This window comes from Variovorax sp. 3319 (genome assembly GCF_031456585.1).
Classification (GTDB): domain Bacteria; phylum Pseudomonadota; class Gammaproteobacteria; order Burkholderiales; family Burkholderiaceae_C; genus Variovorax; species Variovorax paradoxus_P.
Map to the genome: position 1 here is coordinate 1 of NZ_JAVDUZ010000017.1, position 24589 is coordinate 24589.

Annotated in this window: 26 protein-coding genes; 14 read left to right on the forward strand and 12 right to left on the reverse strand. The window is 61.2% G+C overall.

Annotated elements, in window-relative coordinates; translation table 11 throughout:
• From J2X67_RS26165 to J2X67_RS26175, 3 genes are all read right to left on the reverse strand, one after another.
• Positions 1 to 507: tryptophan 7-halogenase (locus tag J2X67_RS26165; RefSeq protein WP_309957828.1), on the reverse strand; the 507-nt coding region annotated here is incomplete at its 3' end.
• A gap of 119 nt (positions 508 to 626) precedes the next feature.
• Entirely contained in the window at positions 627 to 1439 is an 813-nt protein-coding gene (locus tag J2X67_RS26170) for a YdcF family protein (protein WP_309957831.1), read from the reverse strand.
• A gap of 208 nt (positions 1440 to 1647) precedes the next feature.
• Positions 1648 to 2907: a cation:proton antiporter gene (locus tag J2X67_RS26175; protein WP_309957833.1), complete on the reverse strand. Its 1260-nt coding sequence runs from the start codon at positions 2905 to 2907 to the stop codon at positions 1648 to 1650.
• Between the two features lie 230 nt (positions 2908 to 3137).
• Here J2X67_RS26175 and J2X67_RS26180 point away from each other — a divergent pair, with 230 nt between their 5' ends.
• From J2X67_RS26180 to J2X67_RS26190, 3 genes are all read left to right on the forward strand, one after another.
• Positions 3138 to 3887, forward strand: a complete 750-nt coding sequence (locus J2X67_RS26180) for an SIMPL domain-containing protein (RefSeq protein ID WP_309957835.1) — start codon at positions 3138 to 3140, stop codon at positions 3885 to 3887.
• A 125-nt stretch (positions 3888 to 4012) separates the two neighbouring features.
• Positions 4013 to 4684, forward strand: coding sequence for a hypothetical protein (locus tag J2X67_RS26185; protein WP_309957837.1), 672 nt, complete (start codon positions 4013 to 4015; stop codon positions 4682 to 4684).
• A 58-nt stretch (positions 4685 to 4742) separates the two neighbouring features.
• Complete coding sequence (locus tag J2X67_RS26190) at positions 4743 to 5291, forward strand: Rossmann fold nucleotide-binding protein (protein ID WP_309957838.1); 549 nt, start codon at positions 4743 to 4745, stop codon at positions 5289 to 5291.
• Between the two features lie 639 nt (positions 5292 to 5930).
• Here the strand turns inward: J2X67_RS26190 and J2X67_RS26195 are convergent.
• The 7 genes from J2X67_RS26195 to J2X67_RS26225 form a co-directional block, all read right to left on the reverse strand.
• Positions 5931 to 6314, reverse strand: coding sequence for a hypothetical protein (locus J2X67_RS26195; protein WP_309957840.1), 384 nt, complete (start codon positions 6312 to 6314; stop codon positions 5931 to 5933).
• Positions 6311 to 6736, reverse strand: a complete 426-nt coding sequence (locus J2X67_RS26200; RefSeq protein ID WP_309957841.1) for a hypothetical protein — start codon at positions 6734 to 6736, stop codon at positions 6311 to 6313. Before J2X67_RS26200 ends, J2X67_RS26195 begins: the two co-directional genes overlap by 4 nt.
• Positions 6737 to 7679: 943 nt before the next feature.
• Positions 7680 to 8153 (reverse strand): PaaI family thioesterase, encoded by a 474-nt coding sequence (locus J2X67_RS26205; protein WP_309957843.1) that lies wholly within the window; start codon positions 8151 to 8153, stop codon positions 7680 to 7682.
• Positions 8153 to 8758, reverse strand: coding sequence for a glutathione S-transferase N-terminal domain-containing protein (locus J2X67_RS26210; RefSeq protein ID WP_309957845.1), 606 nt, complete (start codon positions 8756 to 8758; stop codon positions 8153 to 8155). Before J2X67_RS26210 ends, J2X67_RS26205 begins: the two co-directional genes overlap by 1 nt.
• A 71-nt stretch (positions 8759 to 8829) precedes the next feature.
• Positions 8830 to 9420, reverse strand: coding sequence for a LysE family transporter (locus J2X67_RS26215; RefSeq protein ID WP_309957847.1), 591 nt, complete (start codon positions 9418 to 9420; stop codon positions 8830 to 8832).
• Positions 9421 to 9459: 39 nt separating this feature from the next.
• A complete protein-coding gene (locus J2X67_RS26220; protein ID WP_309957848.1) occupies positions 9460 to 9822 on the reverse strand; it encodes a tautomerase family protein in 363 nt (120 codons plus the stop codon).
• A gap of 24 nt (positions 9823 to 9846) precedes the next feature.
• Positions 9847 to 10647, reverse strand: coding sequence for a helix-turn-helix domain-containing protein (locus J2X67_RS26225; RefSeq protein ID WP_309957850.1), 801 nt, complete (start codon positions 10645 to 10647; stop codon positions 9847 to 9849).
• 226 nt (positions 10648 to 10873) lie between these two features.
• Here J2X67_RS26225 and J2X67_RS26230 point away from each other — a divergent pair, with 226 nt between their 5' ends.
• From J2X67_RS26230 to J2X67_RS26275, 10 genes are all read left to right on the forward strand, one after another.
• Complete coding sequence (locus J2X67_RS26230) at positions 10874 to 11827, forward strand: tripartite tricarboxylate transporter substrate binding protein (protein ID WP_309957852.1); 954 nt, start codon at positions 10874 to 10876, stop codon at positions 11825 to 11827.
• Between the two features lie 28 nt (positions 11828 to 11855).
• Positions 11856 to 12776, forward strand: a complete 921-nt coding sequence (locus tag J2X67_RS26235) for a hypothetical protein (RefSeq protein ID WP_309957854.1) — start codon at positions 11856 to 11858, stop codon at positions 12774 to 12776.
• Positions 12773 to 13333 (forward strand): NAD(P)H-dependent oxidoreductase, encoded by a 561-nt coding sequence (locus tag J2X67_RS26240; RefSeq protein WP_309957855.1) that lies wholly within the window; start codon positions 12773 to 12775, stop codon positions 13331 to 13333. Before J2X67_RS26235 ends, J2X67_RS26240 begins: the two co-directional genes overlap by 4 nt.
• Positions 13323 to 14123 (forward strand): aldolase/citrate lyase family protein, encoded by an 801-nt coding sequence (locus J2X67_RS26245; RefSeq protein ID WP_309957857.1) that lies wholly within the window; start codon positions 13323 to 13325, stop codon positions 14121 to 14123. The genes J2X67_RS26240 and J2X67_RS26245 overlap by 11 nt, the downstream gene beginning before the upstream one ends.
• Positions 14120 to 15088, forward strand: coding sequence for a hypothetical protein (locus J2X67_RS26250; RefSeq protein WP_309957859.1), 969 nt, complete (start codon positions 14120 to 14122; stop codon positions 15086 to 15088). Before J2X67_RS26245 ends, J2X67_RS26250 begins: the two co-directional genes overlap by 4 nt.
• A 103-nt stretch (positions 15089 to 15191) precedes the next feature.
• Positions 15192 to 16409, forward strand: coding sequence for a pyridoxal phosphate-dependent aminotransferase (locus tag J2X67_RS26255; RefSeq protein ID WP_309957860.1), 1218 nt, complete (start codon positions 15192 to 15194; stop codon positions 16407 to 16409).
• A 35-nt stretch (positions 16410 to 16444) separates the two neighbouring features.
• Positions 16445 to 17332 carry an amino acid ABC transporter substrate-binding protein gene (locus J2X67_RS26260; protein ID WP_309957862.1) on the forward strand — a complete coding sequence of 296 codons (888 nt, stop codon included), beginning with the start codon at positions 16445 to 16447 and terminating at the stop codon, positions 17330 to 17332.
• A gap of 19 nt (positions 17333 to 17351) precedes the next feature.
• A complete protein-coding gene (locus tag J2X67_RS26265) occupies positions 17352 to 17714 on the forward strand; it encodes a DUF4406 domain-containing protein (RefSeq protein WP_309957864.1) in 363 nt (120 codons plus the stop codon).
• A 180-nt stretch (positions 17715 to 17894) separates the two neighbouring features.
• Positions 17895 to 19154 carry an MFS transporter gene (locus tag J2X67_RS26270; protein ID WP_309957866.1) on the forward strand — a complete coding sequence of 420 codons (1260 nt, stop codon included), beginning with the start codon at positions 17895 to 17897 and terminating at the stop codon, positions 19152 to 19154.
• Between the two features lie 262 nt (positions 19155 to 19416).
• Complete coding sequence (locus tag J2X67_RS26275; protein ID WP_309957868.1) at positions 19417 to 19881, forward strand: GNAT family N-acetyltransferase; 465 nt, start codon at positions 19417 to 19419, stop codon at positions 19879 to 19881.
• A gap of 356 nt (positions 19882 to 20237) precedes the next feature.
• Here J2X67_RS26275 and J2X67_RS26280 read toward each other — a convergent pair whose 3' ends face one another.
• Positions 20238 to 22880 carry an AAA family ATPase gene (locus J2X67_RS26280; RefSeq protein WP_309957870.1) on the reverse strand — a complete coding sequence of 881 codons (2643 nt, stop codon included), beginning with the start codon at positions 22878 to 22880 and terminating at the stop codon, positions 20238 to 20240.
• A gap of 639 nt (positions 22881 to 23519) precedes the next feature.
• Positions 23520 to 23762 carry a helix-turn-helix transcriptional regulator gene (locus J2X67_RS26285; protein ID WP_309957872.1) on the reverse strand — a complete coding sequence of 81 codons (243 nt, stop codon included), beginning with the start codon at positions 23760 to 23762 and terminating at the stop codon, positions 23520 to 23522.
• Between the two features lie 188 nt (positions 23763 to 23950).
• Between J2X67_RS26285 and J2X67_RS26290 the strand changes: the two genes are divergently transcribed.
• Positions 23951 to 24523 (forward strand): XRE family transcriptional regulator, encoded by a 573-nt coding sequence (locus tag J2X67_RS26290; RefSeq protein WP_309957909.1) that lies wholly within the window; start codon positions 23951 to 23953, stop codon positions 24521 to 24523.
• Positions 24524 to 24589 lie beyond the last annotated feature (66 nt).

The following is a 24589-nucleotide window of genomic DNA, read 5'->3' on the forward strand; positions in this document are numbered from 1 at the left end:
CCAGCTGCGCTTGGCGCCGTCGTCCATCTCGGCCTGCACCGTGGCGCCATCGGCGTCGAACGCCACATCGCGCACCTTGCAGCCCTCGATCGTTTGCGCGCCGCGCGTGGCGGCATTGCGAAACAGCAGTTCGTCGAGCTCCGAGCGGCGCACCTGCCAGGCCGAGTCGAGCGACTTGTCCCAGCCCTCCGCAAAATCGACATAGCTTCGGTGCTCATGGTCCGGCGAGACAAACTCGATGCCGAACTTGGGCATGCCGATTTTCTCGACCTGATCGCGCACGCCCAGCTTGTCGAAAAGCTCCACGTTGGCCGGCAGCAGCGATTCGCCGATATGAAAGCGCGGGTGATGCGCCTTCTCGAGCAGCACCACCTTGCGGCCCTGCTGTGCGAGCAACGCTGAAATCGTCGAACCCGCGGGCCCGCCGCCGATCACGAGTACGTCGCAGGATTCGTCGGCCTCCCGCGGCATGGAAGAAGCAGAAGAAGTAGCTTGAGGCAAGGACATGCGAAGACAAGCGCCATTGTTGACAACTCTGGAGGATAGCGCGGTGCGGCTCTCATGCTTACGCACTAGATGCCACATCCTGATGGGTTCATCAGCATGACTGCGCTGCAGTCCCGAAGTTAATATTCACCAAGCAGCCAACTGCTCAACATGGCAAAGTATTCACGAAGCCACGCGTTGTATCGAATGTGAAGCGGTGTTTCCACACCCAGTGTCTCAACGTTCGTATAGCCGGTGCGGTGAGCGATCAGGCCGACGCGGAACGTATGAAAATCGCTCGTTATCAAATGGACAGAGTTGCCGCTCACAGCGATCCCTGCGCCAGCTAGCACCTTCGCAGAGAAAACTAAATTCTCCGAAGTGCTCGTGCTGCCTTCCTCCAGCAGGATACGTTCAGCCGCCAGTCCTTGTTGTCGCAGATAGGCCGCCATGACTTCCGCTTCACTGATTGTTCGAAAGCTCCTGCCGCCGGACACCACTACGAGCGCACGCGCGTTTTGCTTGGAATCCTTCAAGGCTAAATCCAGGCGTGCAGTTAACGTGGACGAAGGCACAGTTCCCTGTGATCCGGATCCGAGCACAACGATGGCACGCGTCGGTGACAGCTCAGCCGTGAGAGGAACACGCCTGTGCGCAATGACGATACAGAACATGATCATCGAAACGGTCCAGCAGAGGGCCCCGATCCAAAACAAGCGCCAGAATATCGAGCGAGCTTTCGATGCGCGGAACCACTGATGTATGCGTGACCATTGCAAGCTCAGGCTTACAAGTCCGGCGCCCATCACCGTCGGAACGATCACCCCAAAGGTCGTGTAGCCAAAAGCCATCAACAGCATCCCGTCGCAAAGCAGCACCGAACCTGCGATCGCCGCCGCAGTCAATGCCGATCTCTTCTTGAGGGTCGCTAGGTTACGGGACAAATTGCGCATTGGAAGTAGTCCGCCCCTCAGGCCGCCTCTTCGGTGTGACTTGATCTTCAAAGGACTCGCGCCTCACGCGTCCATGCTTCTGCATGAGGCAAGCTTTGCCTCTGAAAGTCGCGTTGATCGTGTCGCTCCATCACAGCCAGCAGTTGCCGTTGTTTGCTGAGAAAGCTGCTGCACGACGCCGACGTGCCAACCGGTCGCGGCCGCGGCACTAGGATGCGCTCGCGGGCGTTTCGTCTGCTGCAGCAGGCGCCTTCGTTCGGCCCATCATCAGGTTGATCAGCGGCCCCGTCATTGCGGTGGTTACCAGCGCCATTACCAGCAGCATGGTGAAGAGCTCGGGGCCGATCAGGCCGGCGTCCAGGCCGATCTTCATCACGATGAGTTCCATCAACCCGCGTGCATTCATGAGTGAACCGGTTGCCAGGCTGTCGCGCCAGCCGTAGCCCGCCAAGCGCGCGCCGATTGCGCCGCCGGCCAGCTTGCCGACGGTGGCCACGCCGACGATCAACAGCATCGCGCCCACGCTCGCCCCGGTAAAGGCATTGGCAGTGGTACCCAGCCCCGCCAGCGCAAAGAACAGCGGCATCAGCACCACGATGGAAATTGGCTCGATGCGCTCGGTGAGGGAGTTCAGCAAACGGTCGTCGCGCGGCAGGCATGCGCCGAACAGGAAGGCGCCGAACACGGCGTGCAGGTGCAGCCATTCGGTGGCCAGTGCGCACACCAGAAGGCCGATCATCAGCGAGGCCATCATGGTGGTCGAGGGCTCGCCGTTGGGCGCGCGCGTGCGCAGCAGCCATGCAAAGGCCGGCTTCATTCCAAAGAACAGCACAGCCAGCAGCACGACCATGCCTGCGGTGGTCTTCAGCAGGCCTGCGTAGCCCTCACCCGCGCCGGCAAGCGCCACCACCAGTGCCAGCAAGACCCACGCGAACACATCGACCACGGCCGCCGCGCTCAGCGAAAGCTGGCCGAACGGCGTACGCGTAAGGCCGCGGTCTTTCAGGATGCGCGCCATCACGGGAAAGGCGGTAATCGAAAGTGCCGCGGCCATGAAGAGCGCAAAGGGCCAGAAGCCCACGCCTGCGGGCGCCAGCGCCGGATGCAATGCCGGAGAGATTGCAAGGCCGAGCACCATTGGCACGGCCACGCTGAGCGCACCCACGTAGCCGGCCGCCTTCAATTGCGCGCGCACGCCCTGGCTTGCGCGCAGTTCGAGCCCCACCACGAACATGAAGAGCACCAGGCCTACTGTCGAAAGCGACGAGAGTCCTTCGAGGTGGCTCCTGGAAAAAAGCTGCGCATGCAACGAGGGGAACAGCGCCCCCATGACCACCGGCCCAAGCATGAGGCCGGCCACCATTTCGCCGACCACGCTCGGCTGGCCCACATGGCGGAGCACCCAGCCGCAAATGCGCGCGGTGCTCAGGATGACGATCAGTTGCAGCAGGAGAGAGGTGGCGGACATGGGCCGGAACGCGGGTGACGGGGAGCACGCGATCTTAGTTATGTTCGGGCGTTGGCGTCACGCGCCGCACAGTCGAGATACGAGGTGTGCCACCTGGTTGGGACTGCCGTCGGCCCTGCCTTTGCAGGAGCTTCAAGCCGCTACCCAGGCCAGAGAATTGTCGGGCGACATCGTCGCCGCTACAGACGCACCGGATCAAGCGCCTCTTACTCGACGGAACCTCTAGTCCCATGACTTACAACCATCTGTTCGCGACGTTTGTCGGCCTGTCCACCTTGTTTTCGATGCAGGTCGCGTTATCGCAGACAAGCATGAGCGAGCGGTCGCCGTTGGTGCAAGTGTCCGGTTCAGCGACTGTTCGGGTGACGCCCGACGAGGTTCATCTTACTGTTGGCATACAAAGCCGCGACAAGAGTCTTCAAGCAGCCACGCAAGAAAATGGAAGCCGTGTCACCAAGGCTCACGTCGTCCTCAAGCAGCACGGAGTTCCGGAAACAAGCGTGCAGGTAAATTATTTGCACGTTCAGCCAAACTACGATTCCCACGACCTTGAACGCACAACGCCTGTCTCGTTCTCGGCTCGACGCAGTATTGGCATCAAGGTGACAAACCTGGCTGGCTTCGAGCGCTTGCTGAACGACCTCTACGCCATTGGCATCAATGAAGTCGAGAATCTCGAATATCGGAGTTCCTCGCTGCGCCAATACCGCGATAAGGCGCGAGATATGGCCGCCCTCGCGGCTCGCGAAAAGGCTGACGCGCTTACTGCGCAACTCGGCGTCAAGCGCGGCAAAGCAATCAGGATCAGTGAGAACCAGGGGTCGATTTTCTGGGGTGGCTCTTCACAATTTGCCAACCGGTCGATGACCCAAAACATTGCCACGTCGCAGCAGGGCGGGAATGCCGGAGGCGATGAGGTTCTGGCAGTCGGGCAGATCAGTGTCACCGCCCACATCAACGTTGACTTCTCAATCGAGTAGAGAGACATCAACCTCCTCCGCCTTTGACGCAGTGTGTCACCCAACTTGAGATCCGCGATCCAGATGGGTCTTCTCTTGTCGTAGAACCTCCTCCAAACCCCGCGATCTCTTCGACTTCCTTTGTCATGCGAATCACCAAACTACTTGCCGCAAGCGCCATTTTCTGTTCAATCGCCACCTCCGCAGGCACAGTTGTTCTCAACGAGGTAAGCATTGCCACCGTAGTACCTCCGGGCCACTGCGAGCTTGGTGGGCATCCGCGTGATGTCGCCTTCGTTCAAGCTACCCAATCCACGGTGGGAAAGAACAACCGGATCCTGTCGATGTTTGCGGCATGCGAGGAACTTGATGACTTCCGCCGAGGAACAACCGGTTCTTTCCGTCGATTCGGTAGCGTCCAGAAGATGACTCCTGGAGGACGGGTCTCCGCAATCCCGAATGGCAATCGACCAGATTACATCGCCTTCATGAGCGGCAAAGGTGCACCTGCCATTGCAGCAGGGTTCGAGACGGGCACAGATCGCATCAACCGGTATTCAGGCCCGATCGGTGATTCAAAGGTATTGGGCGTGGTTGCTGTCGACCCCTCGGCGTCCTATGTGGCTACGCTGATGACAGGAGCTGACGATGCGGGAAAGCCACGCACCCTTGTCAGCGTCTCGGGCGCAACCTTTGTGAAGCAAATGTCGTTCTCTGTTCACTACGTCCAACAGTATTCTGGCGTGCCGCCGTTGCCCGCCATGGTGGAACTACAGAAACGCAACCTTGCGAGCTTTGTCGGCGCGAACGAGAAATGAAGCTGTGCCGGGGGGAAAAACCATACCCTATCTAACAAAAAGCCATCCATTTTCGACCATGACGATCTCATCCACCCGGCGTCCGCAAATCTGCGTTCTTGGCAGTGCCGAACCGGGCTCCCCTGCGTTCGAGCGAGCCGGCGAAGCCGGTGCCCTTGTAGCTTCGCTCGGTATGACCCTGGTCAGCGGCTGCGGGAGTCCCGCCACAAGAATTGCTGCCGAGCGTGCCCTCGCTGCGGGCGGTCTGGTGTTGAGCATCGTGCCGCCCGACCACATGCCACCTGCTGATTGGCCAGCAACGGTCGTTGTTCCCTGCGGCATGGGCGACGCGCGCAACTTGCTCATGGCTTTGTCTGGCGATGCCTGCATCGTCATTGGTGGCAGGGCCGGCACGATTTCCGAGGTCTGTCTTGCGTGGCTGCACCGCCGTCCGTTGCTACCGCTCGTCGGACACGGCGGGTGGTCAGACAGTCTGCCGTCAAATCCGCCGGACGAGCGGGAAAACTCGGAGATCTTGCCTTGGACCACGACCGCCGAGCTGAAGGACCAACTGCGCAAACTCGGATTACCTCAAACACAAACTGGAGAAATCCAAACTCCCGAATAGGAAGCCCCTGAGCGGGCTCCGTGTGGAAAGTTGCCCGGCGAACTTCAAGTTCCGTTTCGCAGCGAACGCGGTCTTTGGGGGTTGAGGGCATTACGCTGGCACTGCTCAAAGTCGGATGCCAGCTGCCCAGCCGGCAAGTGCCGCGCACACCAATGATGCCCAAGCATCTGGTCCAGAGGGCATCGCGACATGCGAGTCTTTAGCGTTAGTGCGTCTGCATCGATGATGATCGCGTGGCATCCTGGAAAGCGGACCTCTCTTTCTTACGCACTCTGGCCGCAGTCTGTTCCAAGGCGTGTGCCGAGATCATGGGAGACGATGGAGAACGCGACCCTTGGACCGCACGGTCGTTGCGATGGTGGCGCCGTCTGACATGCCGAACAAACAGGATCGCGCAAGCACGGCAGGTATGTCTTACGACCCGGACGGGGCGGCTCTGATGGCGATGCTGAAAGCCCGCACCAGCCACATCCACCCGAGGGCACGCACGTCTTTCGGAGAACCCTTGGCGTACCCGAACAGCAGTGCCGATGGTTGCGCGCGAACCGCTCTGAGGCGCAGCGGCCGACGCTCCGCTCGCACTCGGTGCGGATTTTGACAAGCTTGGTTCGAAGTTTTTGAACCAGGAATAGACCGTTCCTAATCTCTCTGGCACCTGCCCGGTACAGCCTGCACAGACCCTCCGATGCAGCGCCATGTCACCGCGGCGCCCCTCAGCGAAGGAACCAGCAACACGACCTGTCCCTCGCTGCCACCTCTCACAACGATGCTGCCGCCATCCAGGATCATGAATCCAGTGACGCTCGAGTTGTGGAACGCGTCGGCATCGACGGTCAGCCCGATGTTTACGAGCGATCCCTTCTTGATGGCCTCACGCGCAATCGCGTCTTGGACCGTTTGCAGTTGAACAAGCCAGCCGGACGTTTCTGCTCTCGCTCTGTGGTCGGAGTAATGTGAATAGAAAAAGAGGAAACCCGCCATCGCTGTGATGGCTCCAGCCAAGCCCATCAAAAAGAACTTCATGGAGCCCGTCGGCTTTTCTGGAAACGGTCAGACTTCGCTTTAACTGCCACCCACCAGCCTGCGACCGCGATACCTGCACTGAGAACCGAAAAGACGGCCCAGGAAGTTTCGACACCCCATGCTGGCACCAAGAGCGCAAATCCCAGCGCTGCCAAAGCAAAAAGGAGATTGCCGCTCCCTTTGGCGACAAGACGCACAGCGGCGACATAAAGGCAGACACTGGCGGCCACGGACACGAGCGGATGCCAGAGGGCGAGAAATCCGGAGCGCAGCAGGATGAAGTAGAGGTTCGCATAGCTGAGGCTCACGACCAGTTGCGCGACTACAAGTCCGGCGACGACGGTGCGGTCCGTCTTGCTCGGACGAGGTGGGCGTTGCGCCGTGATCGGCCGGGGCTGCGCTTCGGGGTCGTGGGCTGTCATAACGATCGAAATGGGTTTCGGTTTCTTGTGCGCGTACTGGCGAGCGATGCTAGCGATTCAATGCGGCGGGGAGTCACCGCATTTGCAGGAGGCTGAAGTCGAGTAGGGCGACTCCGCCGGCGCAGCGGCCGGGCGACACCCACTGAAGTCCAAAGCGTCTGGGTGTACAAGAACTTCGTGTTCGCTACCAGGGGCGCTGCTACGGCACGCGCGTCAAGCACCTAGCACTGGACAATTGGGGGACTTCGGGACTTCGGGACTTCGGGACTTCGGGACTTCGGGAGCATCGCGGATGGTCGGTCGGCCTGATCTTCCAAGGTGGCTCGCATACCCACGACCGAGGGTAGGCGATGGCGGTTCTGTGCGAGGTCAAGTTTTGCGAGATCGCCACCTCGCAGTCCCCGTTGCCGCGGACCGGGGGCTGTAGTTCTTTGCCGTCGGCATGGAACAGGGCGACGGCTTATGTCAGCTGCGCTTCGACGCGCCCAAATGAGTCGCGAGCGTACTCATGGCCCGAGGACGTGCAATTCATCGATGAGTCATGGCGCGGCACACGCCTATCCGGCTTTCAGGGTCCACATCAACGGCATCGCCGCTCTGCCCGGCCTCTAGCGCGCCGAACGGCGGCTTTGCCGCCAAAATGGCTGACTGCTGGAAGTCGGCTACGACGACAAGCTGCAGAAAATCTGCTGGGCGCTCGAAGCCGTATTTTTAGGGGCACGCACTTGATGAATGCCTGCGTCTTCGCCCAGCACGAGAGCTCCCAGAAACGGGCCTCGCGCCACCCGGGAGGCTTACCGGAAGAGTGGATCAACCCTCTCACGCTTGACCGATAACAACACCGGCTTCTGTTTCTGGATCGCGGGCAACATCACATTCATCATCCACGAAAAGGATCCGGTCCTCGAAACTTCTCGTGTATTCATGGAGGCGTGGAAAGCAGCTAGCGCTTGCTCGCGGCCAGACGGGCAATCGTGCCCTGCGCGATCGCGCACAGCTTCTCGCCATGCTCGCTCACTGAGAACACTTCGCTGACGCAAACAGCCTGCGTCCTGCCGGCGTGCGTGCAGCGCGCCCGTACAACCAAGCGGTCGCCCTGGGCCGGCCGAACAAAATTGATCTTGAACTCGGACGTGACAACCGGTGCACCCATGGCCGTGCCCCCCGCAAAAGCTAATGCGTTGTCGGCGAGGTAGCTGAGGACACCTCCGTGAACAAATCCGTGCTGTTGGGTCAACGCTGGCGTGATCTGCAACTGGAGTTGCACCGCGCCCGGCGCCAGCGAGTCGATTGCTGCGCCCAGCAGAGCGCTGAATGGCTGACCGGCGAGGGCTTGCCGCCCCCACTCGAGCAGGACGCTGCCCCCTTCGTTCGGGTCCTGCGGCGCACCGGGGTCATTCCACGTAGACACCTCCATCACGACGGCTGGGTCGCGATCAGAGAAGGGCGTCGGGCGAGCGCCTCATAGGCACATGTCAACTGGGGACGTCCTTCCCGCCACCTCAGGTGGGCAAATCGAAAGTCGAGGTATCCCAACGCACAGGCGGTGCCGATGTCTGCAAGGGAGGGAATTGGAGCTGCCACGACCGTCGCGCATTGCTCCAGGTAGTCCAGGGCCTGGTTGATCTTCTTCTCGTAAGCCGCGACCCATTCAGTCCATTGGACGGCTTCCGGCCGCAGCCCGAGCTCGTAGCGCACAACCATGGCCGCGTCCGTCAATCCCTCCGCCACGGCAGCGCGCGTTCGCATCCGCCAGAGCTCGGGGGGATGCGACGAGGGGCCGGGGCCATGGGCGTCGAGCAAGTAATCGCAGATCACCCGGCTGTCCAAAATGACCTGGCCATCGTCCAGCACCAGCGCCGGAACTTTGCCCAGCGGATTGTGGAGATTTGCGACCGGGTCGTGCGTCGTCGGCGTGACCGTGGCGGGAACGAGTTCGAGGCGTTCGACAATCCCCAACTCGTGTGCGAGCACGAGCACTTTTCGCGCATAGGGCGAGAGACGCGAACAGATGAGTTTCATTGGAGATCCTTGGTTCGAGTTGAGTGAGAGACAACTGGCCGATCGAAGCCACGCCGGGGCAAACCGGAGCTTCAATCCCCAAATGTCATGTAGGCGGCCGAAGCGACCAGGGAGAGCGCCAGCGCACGGTTCAAAAGCCGGACTCGTGCCGGGAAGGTGAGCGCGGTCTTCAGGAGCGCGCCGGCTGCCGACCAGGCTCCAATCGAGAGATAGCAAACGACAAAATAGATCAGGCCGAAGTGCCAGACGGCGCCCAGCTCTCCCCCCGCCGCAAATGCACCCATGCCCGCCGCGGCCGCGAGCCACGCCTTCGGGTTGATCCACTGCATTCCTGCCCCGAGCAGCAAGGAAGGCGGGCTTGTCCGCCCAGAAGTCGACAGCGACCCGTCGTCAATCGCCAGCATCACAGCCATGTAGACAAGAAAGGCGATGCCTCCCCAGCGCAGCACGCCCATGAACGCTGGCCATGCGGAAGTGATGCTGTGAAGCCCAAAGCCTGTGAGCAACAGCAGCGCGGTGAAGCCGACCGTGGCGCCGGTGACAAACCACATGCTGGAAAGGAAACCGTGCCTCGCGCCGGAGCCGAGCGCGACAACGTTGACAGGCCCAGGCGAAATTGACGCGGCCAACGCGAACGCGGCCATGGAAAGACTGATGTTCATGAGGGATGGAGCGTCGCCAAAGAAGTTTGATTCTGGAAATCACAGGCCGAGCATGGCTGCGGTCTGCACTCCGAAGCCGATGTCTTCGCGCGCGACGTCGCGAATGATCACGCGCACCTCATCCTCCGTCACGCAGAGGTGCGCCATGGTTGCTTTGGCGAGCGATTCGATGAGCTTGGCCTTGACCGCGTGGGTGCGGCCCTCGAGAAGAAATACCGACAGGATGGACAAGCGCGCCGGCCGATTCCCACCAACATACGTATGAGTTGCCTGAACAGGAACAATCTGGATTCGGACGCGTGCGGGGTTTGCTTCCAAGACCTGAACGAAGCAGTCGCTGTAGGCGCTGAAAAGTGCTTCAGGGTACTCTGGGCCCGCGGGTTCGGGCAGATGTGCTTGCATGATTGGCATAGGAGTCGCTGTGAGTTAAGGGTACTGGCGCGCAATCTGGGTTGCCACACCGACGAGGGTGCGGTGGCTTCGCTCCACCCAGGTTTTATCGAGCAGCTGCGAGAACGTGGAGCAAGCCAAGACCCCGAGGAGGTCTCCCGAAGACGAAAAGGCCGGCACGGCGATCGCGCTGCTTTCGCCGGATGTCAATCCGGCACGAAGCCCATATCCTTGGGCCTTGATCGTGCGAAGCAGCTTCCGCAGCGCCGTGAGACTTGGCATGGCGCTCTTGCCGAGGGTCAGTTGCAGGGCGTTCAGGAGCGCGCGTCGTTCCCCGGATGTGCAGAAAGCCAAATATGTCGAGCCGAATGCCGTCGAAAGAAGGTTGTATTTCTGCCCGAAGCACGTTGGCTTCATGGAGTAAGGGCTGTAAGGCATGGTGCAGGAGTTCGCCCTGATGAAAACGCCATCGATAACGCCGGCGGCCATGGGCCATCGGTAGCGCTTCGTGGCCGCGATCAACAACGGGGTCGCGACATCCGCGAACCTGCTGTGGCTCGCAAAACCGCAACTGAGGTTCTCGACGTTTCTTGTCAAGCGGTAGCGGCCGTGCATTTCCTGTCCGCTGTAGACATAGCGCTCGGACTGCAGGGTGGCGAGCAGACGGTGGAGCGTGGATTTCGGGAGGCCGGTTTTCTTCTGGAGGTCAAGCAGGGTCCAGATCTCGCGTTCGTTCATCACGCGCAGAACCAAGAGCGCTCTTTGAACCGAGCGCGTGGGACTGCCGTTCGCATCGTCGAGCGCCGTGTCCTGGTTGGTCGCCCAGTCGTTTGCCATTGCCACTTCCCAGAATCCGTGCGTGTTGGAGTTTGAGCCTCGAGACCCGCTCGTCTCGACACGGATCCGATGCGTTTATAGATCAGTCCGGCTCACCTTGCCTCAAGGATCAGCAATATTCCACCTGGCGGAATAGTTGCCATTTCCGCGCGACACCCGGCGGCGCGCTGCCTAGACTTTGAGCACTCGAAAAGCAACCAATGGCCGTTGAGCCAAGGAGACAACCATGCGCCACCTGATAGCCGCCCTTGCAATCGTTCCGGCTCTGGCATTGGGGCAGGTCAGCGACCAGCCGGTTCGCCTCGTCGTCGGGTTCGGGGCTGGCTCGACCACCGATTACGTGGCCCGATTGGTAGGCACATCGATGGCGACCCGGTTGAGCCAGCCCGTGATCGTGGAAAACAGGCCCGGCGCCCTCTCGACCCTTGCCACGGAGGCAGTCGTCCGCGCCAAGCCCGATGGACGAACACTGCTCGTCGGTGCCAATTCCGGGCTTACGACGGGCCCCGCTGGCCTCATCCAAGGGGTGCGCTACGACCCCTTGACAGACCTCGCGCCACTGGGTGGCGTCGTGATGACGCCTTATGTCTTGCTCGTGGATCCCAAATTGCCGGTCAAGGACGTCGAGGGATTGCTCAAGGTCGTCTCGGCTCAGCCGTCAATGGGTTCTTGCGCATCGGGCAACGCCAACGGAAAGGTCTATTGCGAACTCATCAAGCGCATGCACTACACAGGGCTTGCCTCCATCCCCTACCGCTCGACACCCGCCGCGGTGACGGACGTCATGGGAGGGCAGGTTTCCATGATCTTTCTCGATCTGGTGTCGGCTCTGCCGCGCGTTCGGTCTGGCCAGTTGCGTCCTCTGGCCGTCATGACGCCAAGGCGCAACCCGCTCATGCCGGACGTTCCGTCAAAGACCGAAACCGCATTGGCAGGTTTCCCCGCCAACTTCGGCTGGCAAGCGTTGTTTGCGCCCGCCGCCACGCCGCCGGAAGCGAGTTCGAAGCTTTCGGCCGCCGTCCAGGCGGCGCTGACGGATACCCAGCTGCGCGCCACGCTCGAGCAGGCGGGTTTCGAAGTTCGAAGTGGCGGCCCGAAGGACATGCAGAGCTTCCTGAAAGCCGATCTCGAAACTTGGCGCAGGCTCATCAAGGATCTGCAGCTCGAGCCCGAGAGCTGAATCTCAACCCACGCAGAAATCGCGACCTATGAAAACTCCCAATGATCCCCGCGGCGCCCTGTTGCAGGGCGGCGCCTCCGCCACCGCTCTCGGCAGTGCTTCGTATGCCCACTTCTATGCCGAGCCGCCACAGGAGACGACCGCGTCGGCCCGCTACTGGTATGCGAGAGGACAGAACTTCCTGGTCGTCCACGTGGAGGCGAGCGCGGGCGAGTGCTTCCGGCGGTCGGCGCAGATCGACGAATTCGCGCTCGTCGTGCTCGATGAAGGCGTCAGCCTGGAGGCACGATGGAACGGTGAGCGCGTACGCATCAACTCGCGCTCCCTGAGTTTCATTCCCCCGGGGGACAGCGAGATTGTCGTCGAGCAGGGCGGCAACTTCTGCCTGGTCTTCACCACGAGAAGCACAGATCTGTGCGCGAAGTGCAGCAACGCGGACACCTACAGCGTATCGAGCGCGCATGTTTCTCCGCTGGTTGACTGGCCGCAACCAACGGGCGGGTGGAAGCTGCGCACCTACGCCATCGACGTACCCGATGAGGAAGGACGCTTTGGAAGAATCTGGCGCTGCACGACGCTGATGCTCAACATCGTCCCTGAGAGCTTCTGGCTGCGCGGCCCGACACGGTTGTCCCCGCATCACCACGACGCGTTCGAGCAAGGCTCGCTCGTCCTGCAGGGCAGTTTCACGCACCACTTGCGCTGGCCCTGGTCGGTGGACCGCACAACCTGGCGCGAAGACGAGCACGAGCATTGCGGCGCGCCATCGTTGGCCGTCATTCCCCCGAAGGTGATCCACACCTCCGAAGGAATGCCTGGAGACCCGCATGTGATCGTCGACGTGTTCAGCCCACCCAGGGAGGATTTCTCCCTCAAACGCGGCTGGGTGCTGAACGAGCAGGACTATCCCATGCCCTCGGCCACATCACTCGACGCCGGACCGCGATGAAAACGGTCCTCCCTGCCAGAACCCTTGTCGTCGTCGGGCATCCCGATCTGCAACGATCGCGCATCCACAGAGCATGGGTCGACACGTTGACCAGCGAGACGGATGCCACCGTCCACCCGCTCTACGAGCGTTACACGCACGGGACGATCGATCGCTCTCATGAGCAGGCGCTGTTGCTCGCGCACGAACGCGTCATCCTGCAGTTCCCCTTCTATTGGTACAGCACCCCGCCGCTCGTGAAGGAATGGCTCGACACCGTGCTGGAAAGGGGCTGGGCGTATGGCCCGGGCGGACGCCAGCTGCACGGGAAAGAGTTCGGCGTCGCGGTCAGCACAGGCTCGAAGGCGGAAGACTACAAGGCGGATGGGCGCTACGCAGCGACCATGGACGATCTGACGGCGCCCTTCAGGGTTCTTGCGACGCACGTCGGAATGTCCTATCTCCCCGGCTTCTATCTCAATGACGTACGCGCCGTGTCGGACGAACAGCTGCTGGTGGCTGCGAGGGCGTATTGCCGTCATCTGATGCTGCCTTGCAGGAGGCGCGATGCACAGTAGCACGGCCTTGAGCTTCAGGGAGCTCCTGCGCGCCGGCGACAGGCCGCTGTTCGGAACCTTCATCAAGACGCCAGCTCCGCAGCCGATCGAGATCATTGGCGCATTGGGCTTCGATTTCGTGATCATCGATGCGGAGCACGGGCCGTTCGATCGCGGCCACACCGACATCGCGCTGCTTGCAGCCAAGGCTGCCGGGGTTGCGCCCGTCGTGCGCGTGGCGAACGCTCAGCCCGAGGCGATGCTTGCGGCACTGGACGACGGGGCCGCCGGCGTCATGGTTCCTCATGTCAAATCGGCCGCGCTCGCACGGGAGGTGGTCGCCTCGTGCCGGTATCACGAGCGCCGCGGCTTTTCGAATGGCTGCCGGGCCGGTGCCTACGGGGCGATCGCGCAGTGGCCGCATATCGACGCGTCGGACGCTGCGGTCACGGTCATCGCGATGATCGAAGATCCCGAGGCGGTGGAAGACATCGACCGGATTGTGCAGACAGAGGGTCTCGACGCGATCTTCATCGGAAGAGCCGATCTGAGCGTCGCTCTGGGCGATCGATCTGTCGACGGGGCCCGGGTACGCACGGCCACAGCTCGCATTCTCGCTGCCGCACGGCGCGAGCACATGCCCGCGATGCTCCTCGCAGCTCACGAGATGGAAGCAAAGGAGTTGCTTGCGAGCGGCGTGCACGCGTTCGTGATCGCCTCCGATCAGGGTTTTCTGCGGCAAGCTGCCGGCGCGTCGTTGTCTCGTTTCCGCGAAGCGATGGCCCCGCCAGACACGGGACCGACTTCATGAAGCCGCCGATTTTTTTCGGCACGTTGACCGCAGCCGCCCTGACGCTTGCCGGATGCAGTCTGGTGGCCATCAGTGCCGCGCCTCGAAAGGTGGAGACCATCGCTCGCTCGAGCCAGGCACAGGCAGCTGACGAGGTGTTCTGGCAAACCCTGCATTCGGGAGACTACGACGGCATCCCTCATGCGCAGAAGCTGTTGATGAGCGCTTATCTGGCCGATCCGAACGATTCCAAGACCGCCGCCCACATCGGATTTCTGCACGTCTGGAGGCTCTCCGAGCGCGCACGGATCGCGGAGCCCTCACCAACCATCGTGGATCACGCAGCCCTTGGCCGCCGATTCCTTGAAGAGGCCGTCGCCCTCGATCCTGCCGACGCCAGGTACCTCGGCTTCCTCGGAACCGCATTGCTCTCGGAAGGCGCGATTCACAAAGACGAGAGACTGACACGCCGCGGCTACTACATGCTGCGTGACTCGATCGAGGCGTGGCCTGAGTTCAATCTCTTCACGGCGGGCTACGTGCTGAGCGCCCAGCCCAAGACCTCGGAGCGCTTCAAGGAGGCACTTGAATGGCAATGGACCACGCTGGATCGATGCGCCGGATCCAGAATCGATCGCAAGGCACCGGATTTCGAGCCCTACATGGCGCTGGCGACCGACTCGGGGCCGCGTAGGGTCTGTTGGAACTCTTGGATCGCGCCACACAACTTCGAAGGGTTCTTTCTGAACTTCGGCGACATGCTGGTCAAGGCCGGGGACTGGCGAACGGCCAAGGTCGCTTATGCGAACGCCAAGCTCTCGGCGTCCTACTCCGAATGGAAACTCGCACCGGTGCTTGAAGCGCGCATCCAATCCGCTCAAAGCAATGTCGAGAGGTTCGCTGCGCCAGCGGTAAAGAAATCAGGCAACGAGCCCGCAATGATGCTGCAGTCCAAGTTTGCTTGCGTCGCATGCCACCAGCAGTAGCCATCGAAGCTTTCATTCCTCGCAACATGCGTCGCGTGCCAGAGGCGTCTTGCCGGCGCAGGTTGCCCACCGACGAGAACTCCATCGAGAACAGGTCCATGCAATGAACACGATTCGAAAAGACTTTCTCTCCAGCCGGCTGGATGGCATCGCAGGCTCTCCCATGCTGGCACTGATCGCCAAAACCGCAGAGCTCCGAGCGCAGGGGCGGGACGTCATCGGCCTGGCTGCCGGCGAACCCGATTTCGAAACCCCTGTCCATATACAGGATGCGGCGGTGGCCGCCATCCGCCGCGGCGAGACCCGCTACACGGCACCCGAAGGCACGCTGGCGCTGCGCAATGCAATCGCCAGGAAATTTGATCGCGAGAACCGACTGAGCTACTCAACGGACCAGATCATCGTTTCCGTGGGCGCGAAGCAAGTGATCTACAACGCGTTCGCGGCGACGTTGAACCCGATGGACGAAGTCATCATCCCAACCCCGTCCTACCCGGCATACGCAGAAGTGGTCAGGATGTGCGCGGGAACGCCCGTGGGCATCGCCTGCGACGTCTCCCAGGGGTTCAAGCTGCGGCCCGAGCAGTTGGATGCGGCCATCACGCCTCGGACCAAGTGGCTCGTGCTGTGCTCGCCCTCGAATCCGACAGGAGCCGTGTACACACAGGCGGAACTGTCCGCACTCGGTGCGGTGCTTTGCAAACACCCGCATGTCTGGGTGTTGACGGACGACATCTACGAGCACCTCCTGTTCAGTGGAGAACCATTCGCAACGATCGCCGCAGCGGTCCCGGCGCTGCATGACCGGACGTTGACCGTGAACGGCGTGTCGAAAGCCTATTGCATGACAGGCTGGAGAATTGGATACGGTGGCGGCCCTCGCGAGTTGATCAAAGCGATGACCACCGTGCAATCCCAATTGATCTCCAGTCCCTGCTCGGTCAGCCAAAGTGCCGCCATCGCCGCACTGGACGGTCCCCATGACTTCTTGGCAGCGCACCAGGCCACGTACCGGGAAAGACGGGACCTGGTGGTCAGCGGCCTCAACGCTGCGGCGCACATCAGATGCGGCACCCCCGCCGGGGCGTTCTATGTATTGGCTTCGTGCGAGTCGGCGATCGGGCGCTCGACACCGAATGGCGGGGTGATCTCGTCCGACTCGGAGTTCGTCACATACCTCCTGGAAAGCGAAGGGGTCGTCGTCGTTCCTGGCGCCGCCTTCGAGATGCCCGGCTACTTCCGAATTTCGTATGCCGCCGACAGCCGCCTGCTGAACGGTGCCTGCGAGCGGATAGGCAATGCCACATCGCGGCTCAATTGAATTGACGTTTCCATCAACACTTCCGAGAACCACCCATGACCCATCTGAATCGTCTCCTCACAGCGGCGCTGCTTTTCGCAGCGACGATCGCAACCGCGCAGCAGCCAACCGAAGCCCCGGGCACCCTGCAGCGAATCAACGCCAGTGGGAGGGTGGTGCTCGGCGTGCGGGAGAGTTCGCCGCCAATGTCTTACGCGGTCGGCAGTGCGACGTCGTACGCGGGCTACCAGGTTGAATTGTGCGAACAGATTCTGAAAAAGATCGTTCCCTCGGCCAAGCTGGAGTACATGGCGCTCACCGCCCAAAATACCGTTCCTCTCGTGAGCAACGGGACGGTGGACATCAGTTGCGCAGCGACCACGAACAATGAAGTGCGGCAGCGCCAAGTCGCTTTTTCGCTGACGACTTACGTCAGCCAGGTGCGAATCGCAACCAAGAAGAGCTCGGGCATTCAGACGATCGATCACCTCAAGGGACGGAAGGTCGTGACGTCCGTAGGATCCACCGCCGTGCAGATGCTTCGCAAGGAAGCGCGCGCGCGAAATATGGAAGTCGATGTGGTGCTCGCGAAGGATCACGCCGAAAGCTTTCTCATGCTGGAATCGGATCGAGCGGACGCATTTGTGATCGATGACAATGTCCTTGCAGGATTGATTTCAAACTCTCGGAATGCCTCGCAATACCAGATCGTCGGCGAGCCTTTCGCTTCAGAAAGAATTGCCCTGATGTTCCGTCGCGACGACCCGGCATTCAAGCGCGCGGTGGATGACGCGCTGAGAGCGATGATGAAAAGCGGAGAGGTGGAACAGATCTATAACCGATGGTTCGTCAAGCCCATTCCGCCAAAGAATGTCGCCCTGAATCTGCCGATGAGTGACGATCTTCGTCGGCTGCTGGCCGAACCGAGCGACGCTGCGCAATGACGCGGCTGGAGATAACTGCATGAGCGTTCTCACCATCCTTGTGGCCGGACCCTACCGATCCGGGACGAACGACGACAAGGCGCTGCTGGAGGAGAACGTCGCGGCCATGACGAGCGCTGCACTTGCGCTGTTTCGACGTGGACATTTGCCCATGATGGGAGAGTGGCTGGCTCTGCCCTTGATCCTCCAGGCAGGCTCCACGAAGATTGGCGACGAGGTCTTCGATGAAATATTCCATCCGATTTCGCGCCGGCTGATTGCTCGTTGCGATGCATGCTTGCGCATCGGGGGACCGTCCAAGGGTGCGGATGAGATGGTCGCGCTGGCACTTCTTCACGGCAAGACAGTTTTTTACCGTTTGGAGGAGATTCCGCAGGCCTGAGGTCGTCGTGGATGGGCTCTCATGCCGGGCGTCGAAGCTGAACCATCCTGATGGCAAGTTCTTGCTGAAGCGACCGGCGGTGACACGCGTGGAGAGGGGACTCCGCCGGCCATGAGCGTCCACGGAAGCCTCGCGGTCTGCACGAACGTCATGTCACCCGTGCCACATTCCAGCCGCCCCTTGTCATCGCCCGGATTACTGATCGCACTGCCCTTGGTCGTGCTCGCGTTCGGCCATACCCTTTCCAACCTGCTGCGGACGCTGCCGGCCATTGCGACCGATGTCATATCCACTGATATCGGGACGACGACCGCCTATCTCGGCGTGCTCACTGGCGCCTACCATCTCTTTTTTGCCCTAGGGCAAATTCCAGTGGGTGTGATGCTCGACCGGCTTGGAGTCAAGGCGGTTTCGCTGGCGCTCTTGGCGGTGGCGACATTGGGCTGCGTCGCCGGCGCCCTCGCGAATGGGCCGGCAAGTTTCTTCGCCGCCCAGGCGTTTCTTGGCATCGGTTGCTGCGGCATGCTGCTGTGCCCGTTTGCGCTCGCGGCGAAGACGCTTCCGCCCTTGCGCTTCTCGATGTGGTCGGGGTTGATCGTGAGCATCGGCAATTGCGGCATGCTGCTGTCGGCTACGCCGATGGCGTGGCTGATCGAGCGCCACGGGTGGCGCACCGGCTTCTGGCTGTCTGCGGCGCTGGCTCTCATCCTCGGCGCGCTGGTCACTCTGATTGTTCGCAGCCCCGAGAAGGCTGCGCCGCAGGCACCTTCGCGTGACCTGGGATCCGAGCTCCGCGAGGTGCTGGCGATCACCGCTTCCCCCCGTCTACGAGGGCCGGTGCTGCTTGCATTCACCTCCCTGGCTGCGGTGCTGGCCGTGCGCGGCGTGTGGGGTGGGCCATGGTTCATGGAGGTCAGAGAACTGTCGAGGATCGAAGCGGGCAACGCGCTGATCCCCTTGACCCTCGCAATGGCGGTCGGGCCGCTTGTGGCTGGAGGCATCGATCGAATCACGTCCGCGCGACGCGTCTTGCTGGCAGGCGGTCACCTCATGGCCGGCTTCCTGCTGCTTCTCGTCGTCGCGGCTGTGCCGGGTGGCTGGTTGCATGGAGGGCTCTTGGGCTCTGCGACGTCGGATGCCTGGGTATTCTTTGCCTTCGGTTGCTGCATGTCGACCCAACCCCTGTTGTTTGCCATGGGCCAGTCTTCCACGCCGAAGGAAAGTTCCGGCAAAGCGCTTGCCGCTCTGAATCTGGTCTTCTTTTGCGGTACCGCCTTTCACCAGCTCGCAAGCGGTTTCATCGCTTCGTACTTCGGAATGGAGGCGGTGTTCGTTTATTTCTCGCTCGCGCTGGTGGGCTCCGCGGGTCTCTTTGTGCATTGCACCAAACGCGACTCTTTGGTGGAGGCTGCTCATGACATGCCTGCGAAGACGCCGTAGTCGCTCCGTTGTCATGGTTCTGCGATCTTGCGTAGCTGCGAATCGGTGGTTCAGATGCGGTCCCCTGGGGCGTGCGCCGATGTGGCTCTGGAATCGTTTCGCGGCTGTTTGCGAACTGCATGTCCGGTCAGTCTCCGGCCGCCCTTTTAAGTGCTCTCCACCGCGCTCGTCCACTTGAGCGAAGAAGCATGAACGGCATAGTGAGGACAGCAAATGACAACGCTCATGAAACTGATTCTTTCACCCTATCTCAAACCCGATCATGACTATCTCTTCACTTTGCGTTCGTCGCCCTAACGCCGCGGACTATTCGGGCTGGAAGCCGCTCTGGGATGGCTACAACGCGTTCTACGGCCGAGAGGGACCGACTGCTCCTGCGGAGGAAGTCGCCTTGATTGCCTGGCAGCGCTTTTTCGATGTCTACGAGCCAGTGCACGCGCTCGTCGCGGAGCTTGACGGCGCGATCGTGGGGTTGACGCACTATTTGTTCCATCGCAGCACGACACGTGTCGAACCGACTTGCTACCTGCAAGATCTGTTCACCCTCCAGACGCAGCGAGGCAAAGGGGTGGGACGTCAGTTGATCGAAGGGGTCTACGCTCATGCGAGGCGGGAGGGTATACCTCGTGTGTACTGGCAGACGCATTCAAGCAATGCGGCCGGACGTCTGCTCTATGACAAAGTTGCCTCTCACGACGGCTTTATCGTCTATAGCAAGGTGCTGTAGTCGGTTTGGCCTTCGCTGGTCTGGCTGGAAAGCGGATTCCGCCGTCGGGTCGGGCTGATCGAATTGCGCGGCGCGGACTGCTTGGGCACTGCTGGCAACTTGTCAACCTGCCGGACCGTGCTCAGCGGCATCACTCGCTACGAACGCGACACTTTAATTAAGGTCGCTTTCTCGCGGTCTCGAAGTCGCGTGCAGACTCCGTCGCCTAGGTTTTCCGTCCTTCGCGGCGCAGTGAGGCGGTCACCTTGGTCTGCCCGTCAAACCGCTCCTTGGCGGCGAGATGTCAGCCGGCCACAGTGACGATCCTCTAATCCGGCGGGCAGGTCGTACATGTTCAAATGTGTTCCAGGAGAGATTTAGCTGAAGACGCCCGCCGCCTTTGGCCTCGCCTTCTCCCACTCCGTACGGGCCTTTTTGTAGTCCGACTTGATTGCGTCGAACAGACCCAGTTCGCTCTTGACCGAATCGGTTGTGAGCGGCACCTCGTGGAAGTCTTCCGAATGGGAATGGGCATCGATGTAGCGCGATAGCGCAGCCATCCGATCATGAATGCGCTCCGCGATTGCTTCGTCGAAGTACACCTGATTCAGTGTGAACGTGATGTTCTCCCGCCAACGCCGCACCACGTTGTTGAACAGCCTCTTCTGGATGAAGTCCTCATAGGCGGTGCGCAAACTGCCACAAGCCTTTTCCAATGCGTCCCGCTGCGGATCGCCCGCCAACATCCGCGCCGACTCGTAGTGGCCTTTGGCACGGTCATGCGCAGCCCCCTCGTAGTGCTCATGTGGAAAGGCCAGCCGGTCAATGACTCCGGGCGAATTGGCATCATCGCGCCATACGGTGCGCCCGGCGAACGCCACGCCTTTATCCTCGGCAGCCGACGCGAGATAATTGGTGAACAGGATGTCGTGCGTGAAGACGACCACCTGCCTCCGATCGGCTTCGGCCACCAGCCGCTGCGCGATCGCTTCCTTCCGCACGTGATCCATCGACGTCACTGGATCGTCGAAGATTACGCCCGCACAAGCACCGTTGAGTTCCACCTCTGTCAGAAAGTCCGCCAGCGCAGCGGCCGTCTGCTCTCCCTCGCTGAGCACTTGCGAAGGATCTACTCCGGTCATCCCGGCGTTGGCAATTTCGATCTTCCGGTCCGTGGTCCCTGCCTCGCCAGCAAACTTGAATTGCACCGGGAGTGTCAACCGAAGCGCGGCGCAGTTCTCGGTGAATCGGGCGATAAAACCCTGTGCGACGAGTTCCTTGGCCAGGACCTTCTGCTTGCTCGTGACATCGCGCTGGATGGTGGGCAGGCTGCGAAGGCATGCATTCGCTTTGACCACCCATTTCATGTCTTCGACCGTTTCTGCCACGGCAACGTACTGGCCGGCCAGCCACTGTCGGTCCTTCAGCAATTGCAACTCCAGAAGCAGCGCGTCGATCAATGCCTGAGGATCGCTCTGCCGGAGCAATCCATTGTCTTGATCTAGGCGATCTACCAGCGCGGACACTCGGTCTAAGACGGCGTCATATGCGAGTAATGACAGCCCCGGATCCGTCTCCGTCGCTACCGCATCGATCAACACGCCGACAACGGTTCGAAAGCCCTCGACGTGCCCGACGATATTCGCCGCCAGTGCCGCATCAAGTTCTTGCACGGTGCGCCGCGCGGCACTCTCCTCGCCGAAGAAAGACAGTCCGATCTTGCCAAGCGAAACGCTGTGCAATTTCAGCGTGCGCCTGGTGGCAGCAAGCTGAGCTTCTACACCGCTGGTGGCCGTCTCGTAAAATTTGGTCAGCCGGTCCGCGCTGGCGGCATCCAGGGTCTGTTGGCAAAGCACGCAGCGGGCCCCATCTGTCTGGGGCGGAAATGGGACTCCTGGATACGCTTCCTCGCCATAGGCAATCGCAGCGGCCAGTAGATCCAGCCACGCGCGGGTTCCGACAGGTTGAACCGGCTCTCCGCCAAAACGGGCCGATGACAGCGCCGCGCCTTGCTCCACCAGCGCGGTAGTCCGCGACACCGCCGCAGCGATGCCTTGCACGAGCGACGGTTGGATCGCCTGCGCCAGGGCACCGATGGACGCCTGAACGGCCTTCAGGTCGGAAATACGCTGTTCGTTCCTCGTGACGATCTCTTTCGGGTCAGTGGTGCGCAACTCGGCCAATTGTTGTTCGATTGCAGAGAGCCGGACAGCTTCGGCTTCGCCGTACACCGCAAGCTCTTGCAGCCGCGTCAGATCCGTCTGTGCAGTGAGGGCAGAGAGTGCCGTTGCGACTTCGGATGTGCTGTTCTGGATGGCGTACTTGTCGGCGGCAGGCGTGCGCAGCGTGATCTGGTCGCGGAGTTTGGTCTGCAGTTCAGTGAACACGGCCACCATGCGCGGGAAGACATCGAACAGATACGGCATGACCTGGAAAGCGTTCCGGCCGTCCAGATGCACGCGTACACAGGTGGAGTCGAAGACCGCGAAGCCATCGCGCATTCGCTGGCAGGGTTCCTGGTGAACAAAGTCCACGGCCGAACCATCGTCGAAGGAGAACTTCGCAGTTGGCTTTAGCTGCTTGCTCTTCGCAAGCTTCACATCGCCTAGGATCCCGACATCCTTCGATCGCGTAAAGCACGCGGATTTCAGCACCCGTGCGTAGCCAGACTTTCCGGCCCCATTGGGTCCGTAGATCACCGTGAGCTTGGAGCCAAAGCTCAGCGTTTCCCCGGCGGCCAGCGCGTTGACGCCTGACACGCCGGTCATCGTCGTCAGGGTACTGACCACTGCAGGAGCACCCGGCTGGAACTGGGGAAGTCCCAGGTCCCAAGCCACGCGAGCCGCGCCGGGGTCAGCCAGGTTCTGGTCAATCAGGTACTCTGAAAAGACCTCATCGAGCACCGCGTCCGGCAGTTCAACTTCCTCCACCAAGTTGCTGAGCAGGAAATGCTGCCAAGTGGGAAGCGTCTTGCCCCAGGCAGATAGGGCGTCAAAGATGTTGAACGTCGGCTGTGTCATGGTGCTTAAACTCCTTAATTCAAGGGCGCGCCGCAGTCATGGATCTTTCCGAACGCCTCCCGCTGCCCCTGTGCCGGGCTGCGATCCCTGGGATACTCAAGAATCGCCGCATGTGTGTCGTGCCGAAGTTGCGAGTATCAGCCCCTTCGCGCGTTCATCGCCTTGGCGTTCAACGCGAGTTGCCGATGAATGGGAGCGAGCTTGATTGACTTACGAAACCGTAGGGCCATGCCTGCCACCTCATTTGTGGAGCCGAGGTTCGTGCGCGCAGTGAACTGAGCGAAGAGTACAAGAGCCAGCCACCGCTGCAGTGGCTGCAGGGCGAAAGCTTGCGGTCATTCGCATCGATAGAGCCGAGCGACTGCTAGCGCTGCTTAGCTGTCTCTGACTTACACGGCTACCGTGCTGCGAACAGTTTACGACCAGGTTCGCATTTACTCGGGATCCGCGTCGAAATCAGAGTGGGAGCGAACCGCGTGGTGTCTGGCCGAGTGCGGCCACAGAGACGCTCTGGTGTCTTTTCATCTATTCGTGCCTGGAGTGAGCGGTGCTAGCAGGTTCTCCGTGGGCGCAATGCGCCTTGGTGCGTGCTTCACGTCAGGCGAATTTTCTATGATCGCCTTGCAAAAGAGACAGTATCTATTCTTCGAGAAGCTGATACGGCCTGAGCTTCAACGCCAACGCGAGACGCTCAAGATTGTCGAGTGAAATGTTGCGAGCTTGACGTTCGACGTGAGCGACAAAGGTCCGATGCAGTCCCGCCTCGAACGCCAGGGCCTCCTGCGACCATCCCCTTAGTCCGCGCTCCCGGATCAAATTCAACGCGAGCACTTCCCTTGCCGAGGCTTCGGGGGGCTTCGAAGAATTCCTAGAACTTGTCACGGCGGAAGTCTTCGAGAAAGCTGCTTTTACGTCAGCCGTGTTTGAGTCACAATCAACAGGGCTACCGTTTCTGCGAGGGGTCTGTGTTCATGCGAAATGTTCGGCTTCCGTCTCCATTTCCCACCGGGCGCTCGCCGAAGCTGCCGGCGTCGATCACGCGCTCCCGGTCGAGGCAAGGCGCACCTGTCCTGCGCAGCCTGTCCGCTGCGCGCATCGGCGCGCAGGTGAGGGCGCTTCGCATGGCGGCTGAGGTGTCTGGGGGCGAGCTGGCCAAGACCTCGGGGATTTCTGCTTCGATGCTTTCGCGCATTGAGCGTGGTCTGGTCTCGCCTTCGGTGGAGACCTTGGAGCGCCTTGCGCAGGGGCTGCACGTTCCGGTCTCGCGCTTCTTCGGTGATCAGGCACGGCGCACGGACTTCTGCCATGTGCGGGCGGGGCAGGGCGTGGTTGTGGATCGCGTCGGCGCCGTTTCAGACTACCGCTACGAGCTGCTGGGCCACCTGCTGTCGGGCAACCTGTTCGTCGAGCCCTACCTGGTCACGTTGCTGCCTGGTGCCGATCCCTACGTGACCTTCCAGCATCCCGGCCTCAAGTTCCTGTACTTCCTGTCTGGAGAGATCACCTACCGCTACGGCGGTAAGTCGGTTGCCGTAGGGGCGGGGGACTCGCTGCTGTTCGAGGCGACCGCGCTGCACGGTATCGAGGCGATTCAGAGTGGGCCGGTTTCCTATCTGTCGGTGGTATTCACATTGCGCGAGTGAGGCGGCGCGCGCGCCGACTTGTTCGCGTCGTGGGTCGGGCTCCTGAGCCCGCTGGCTCCGTTCGGC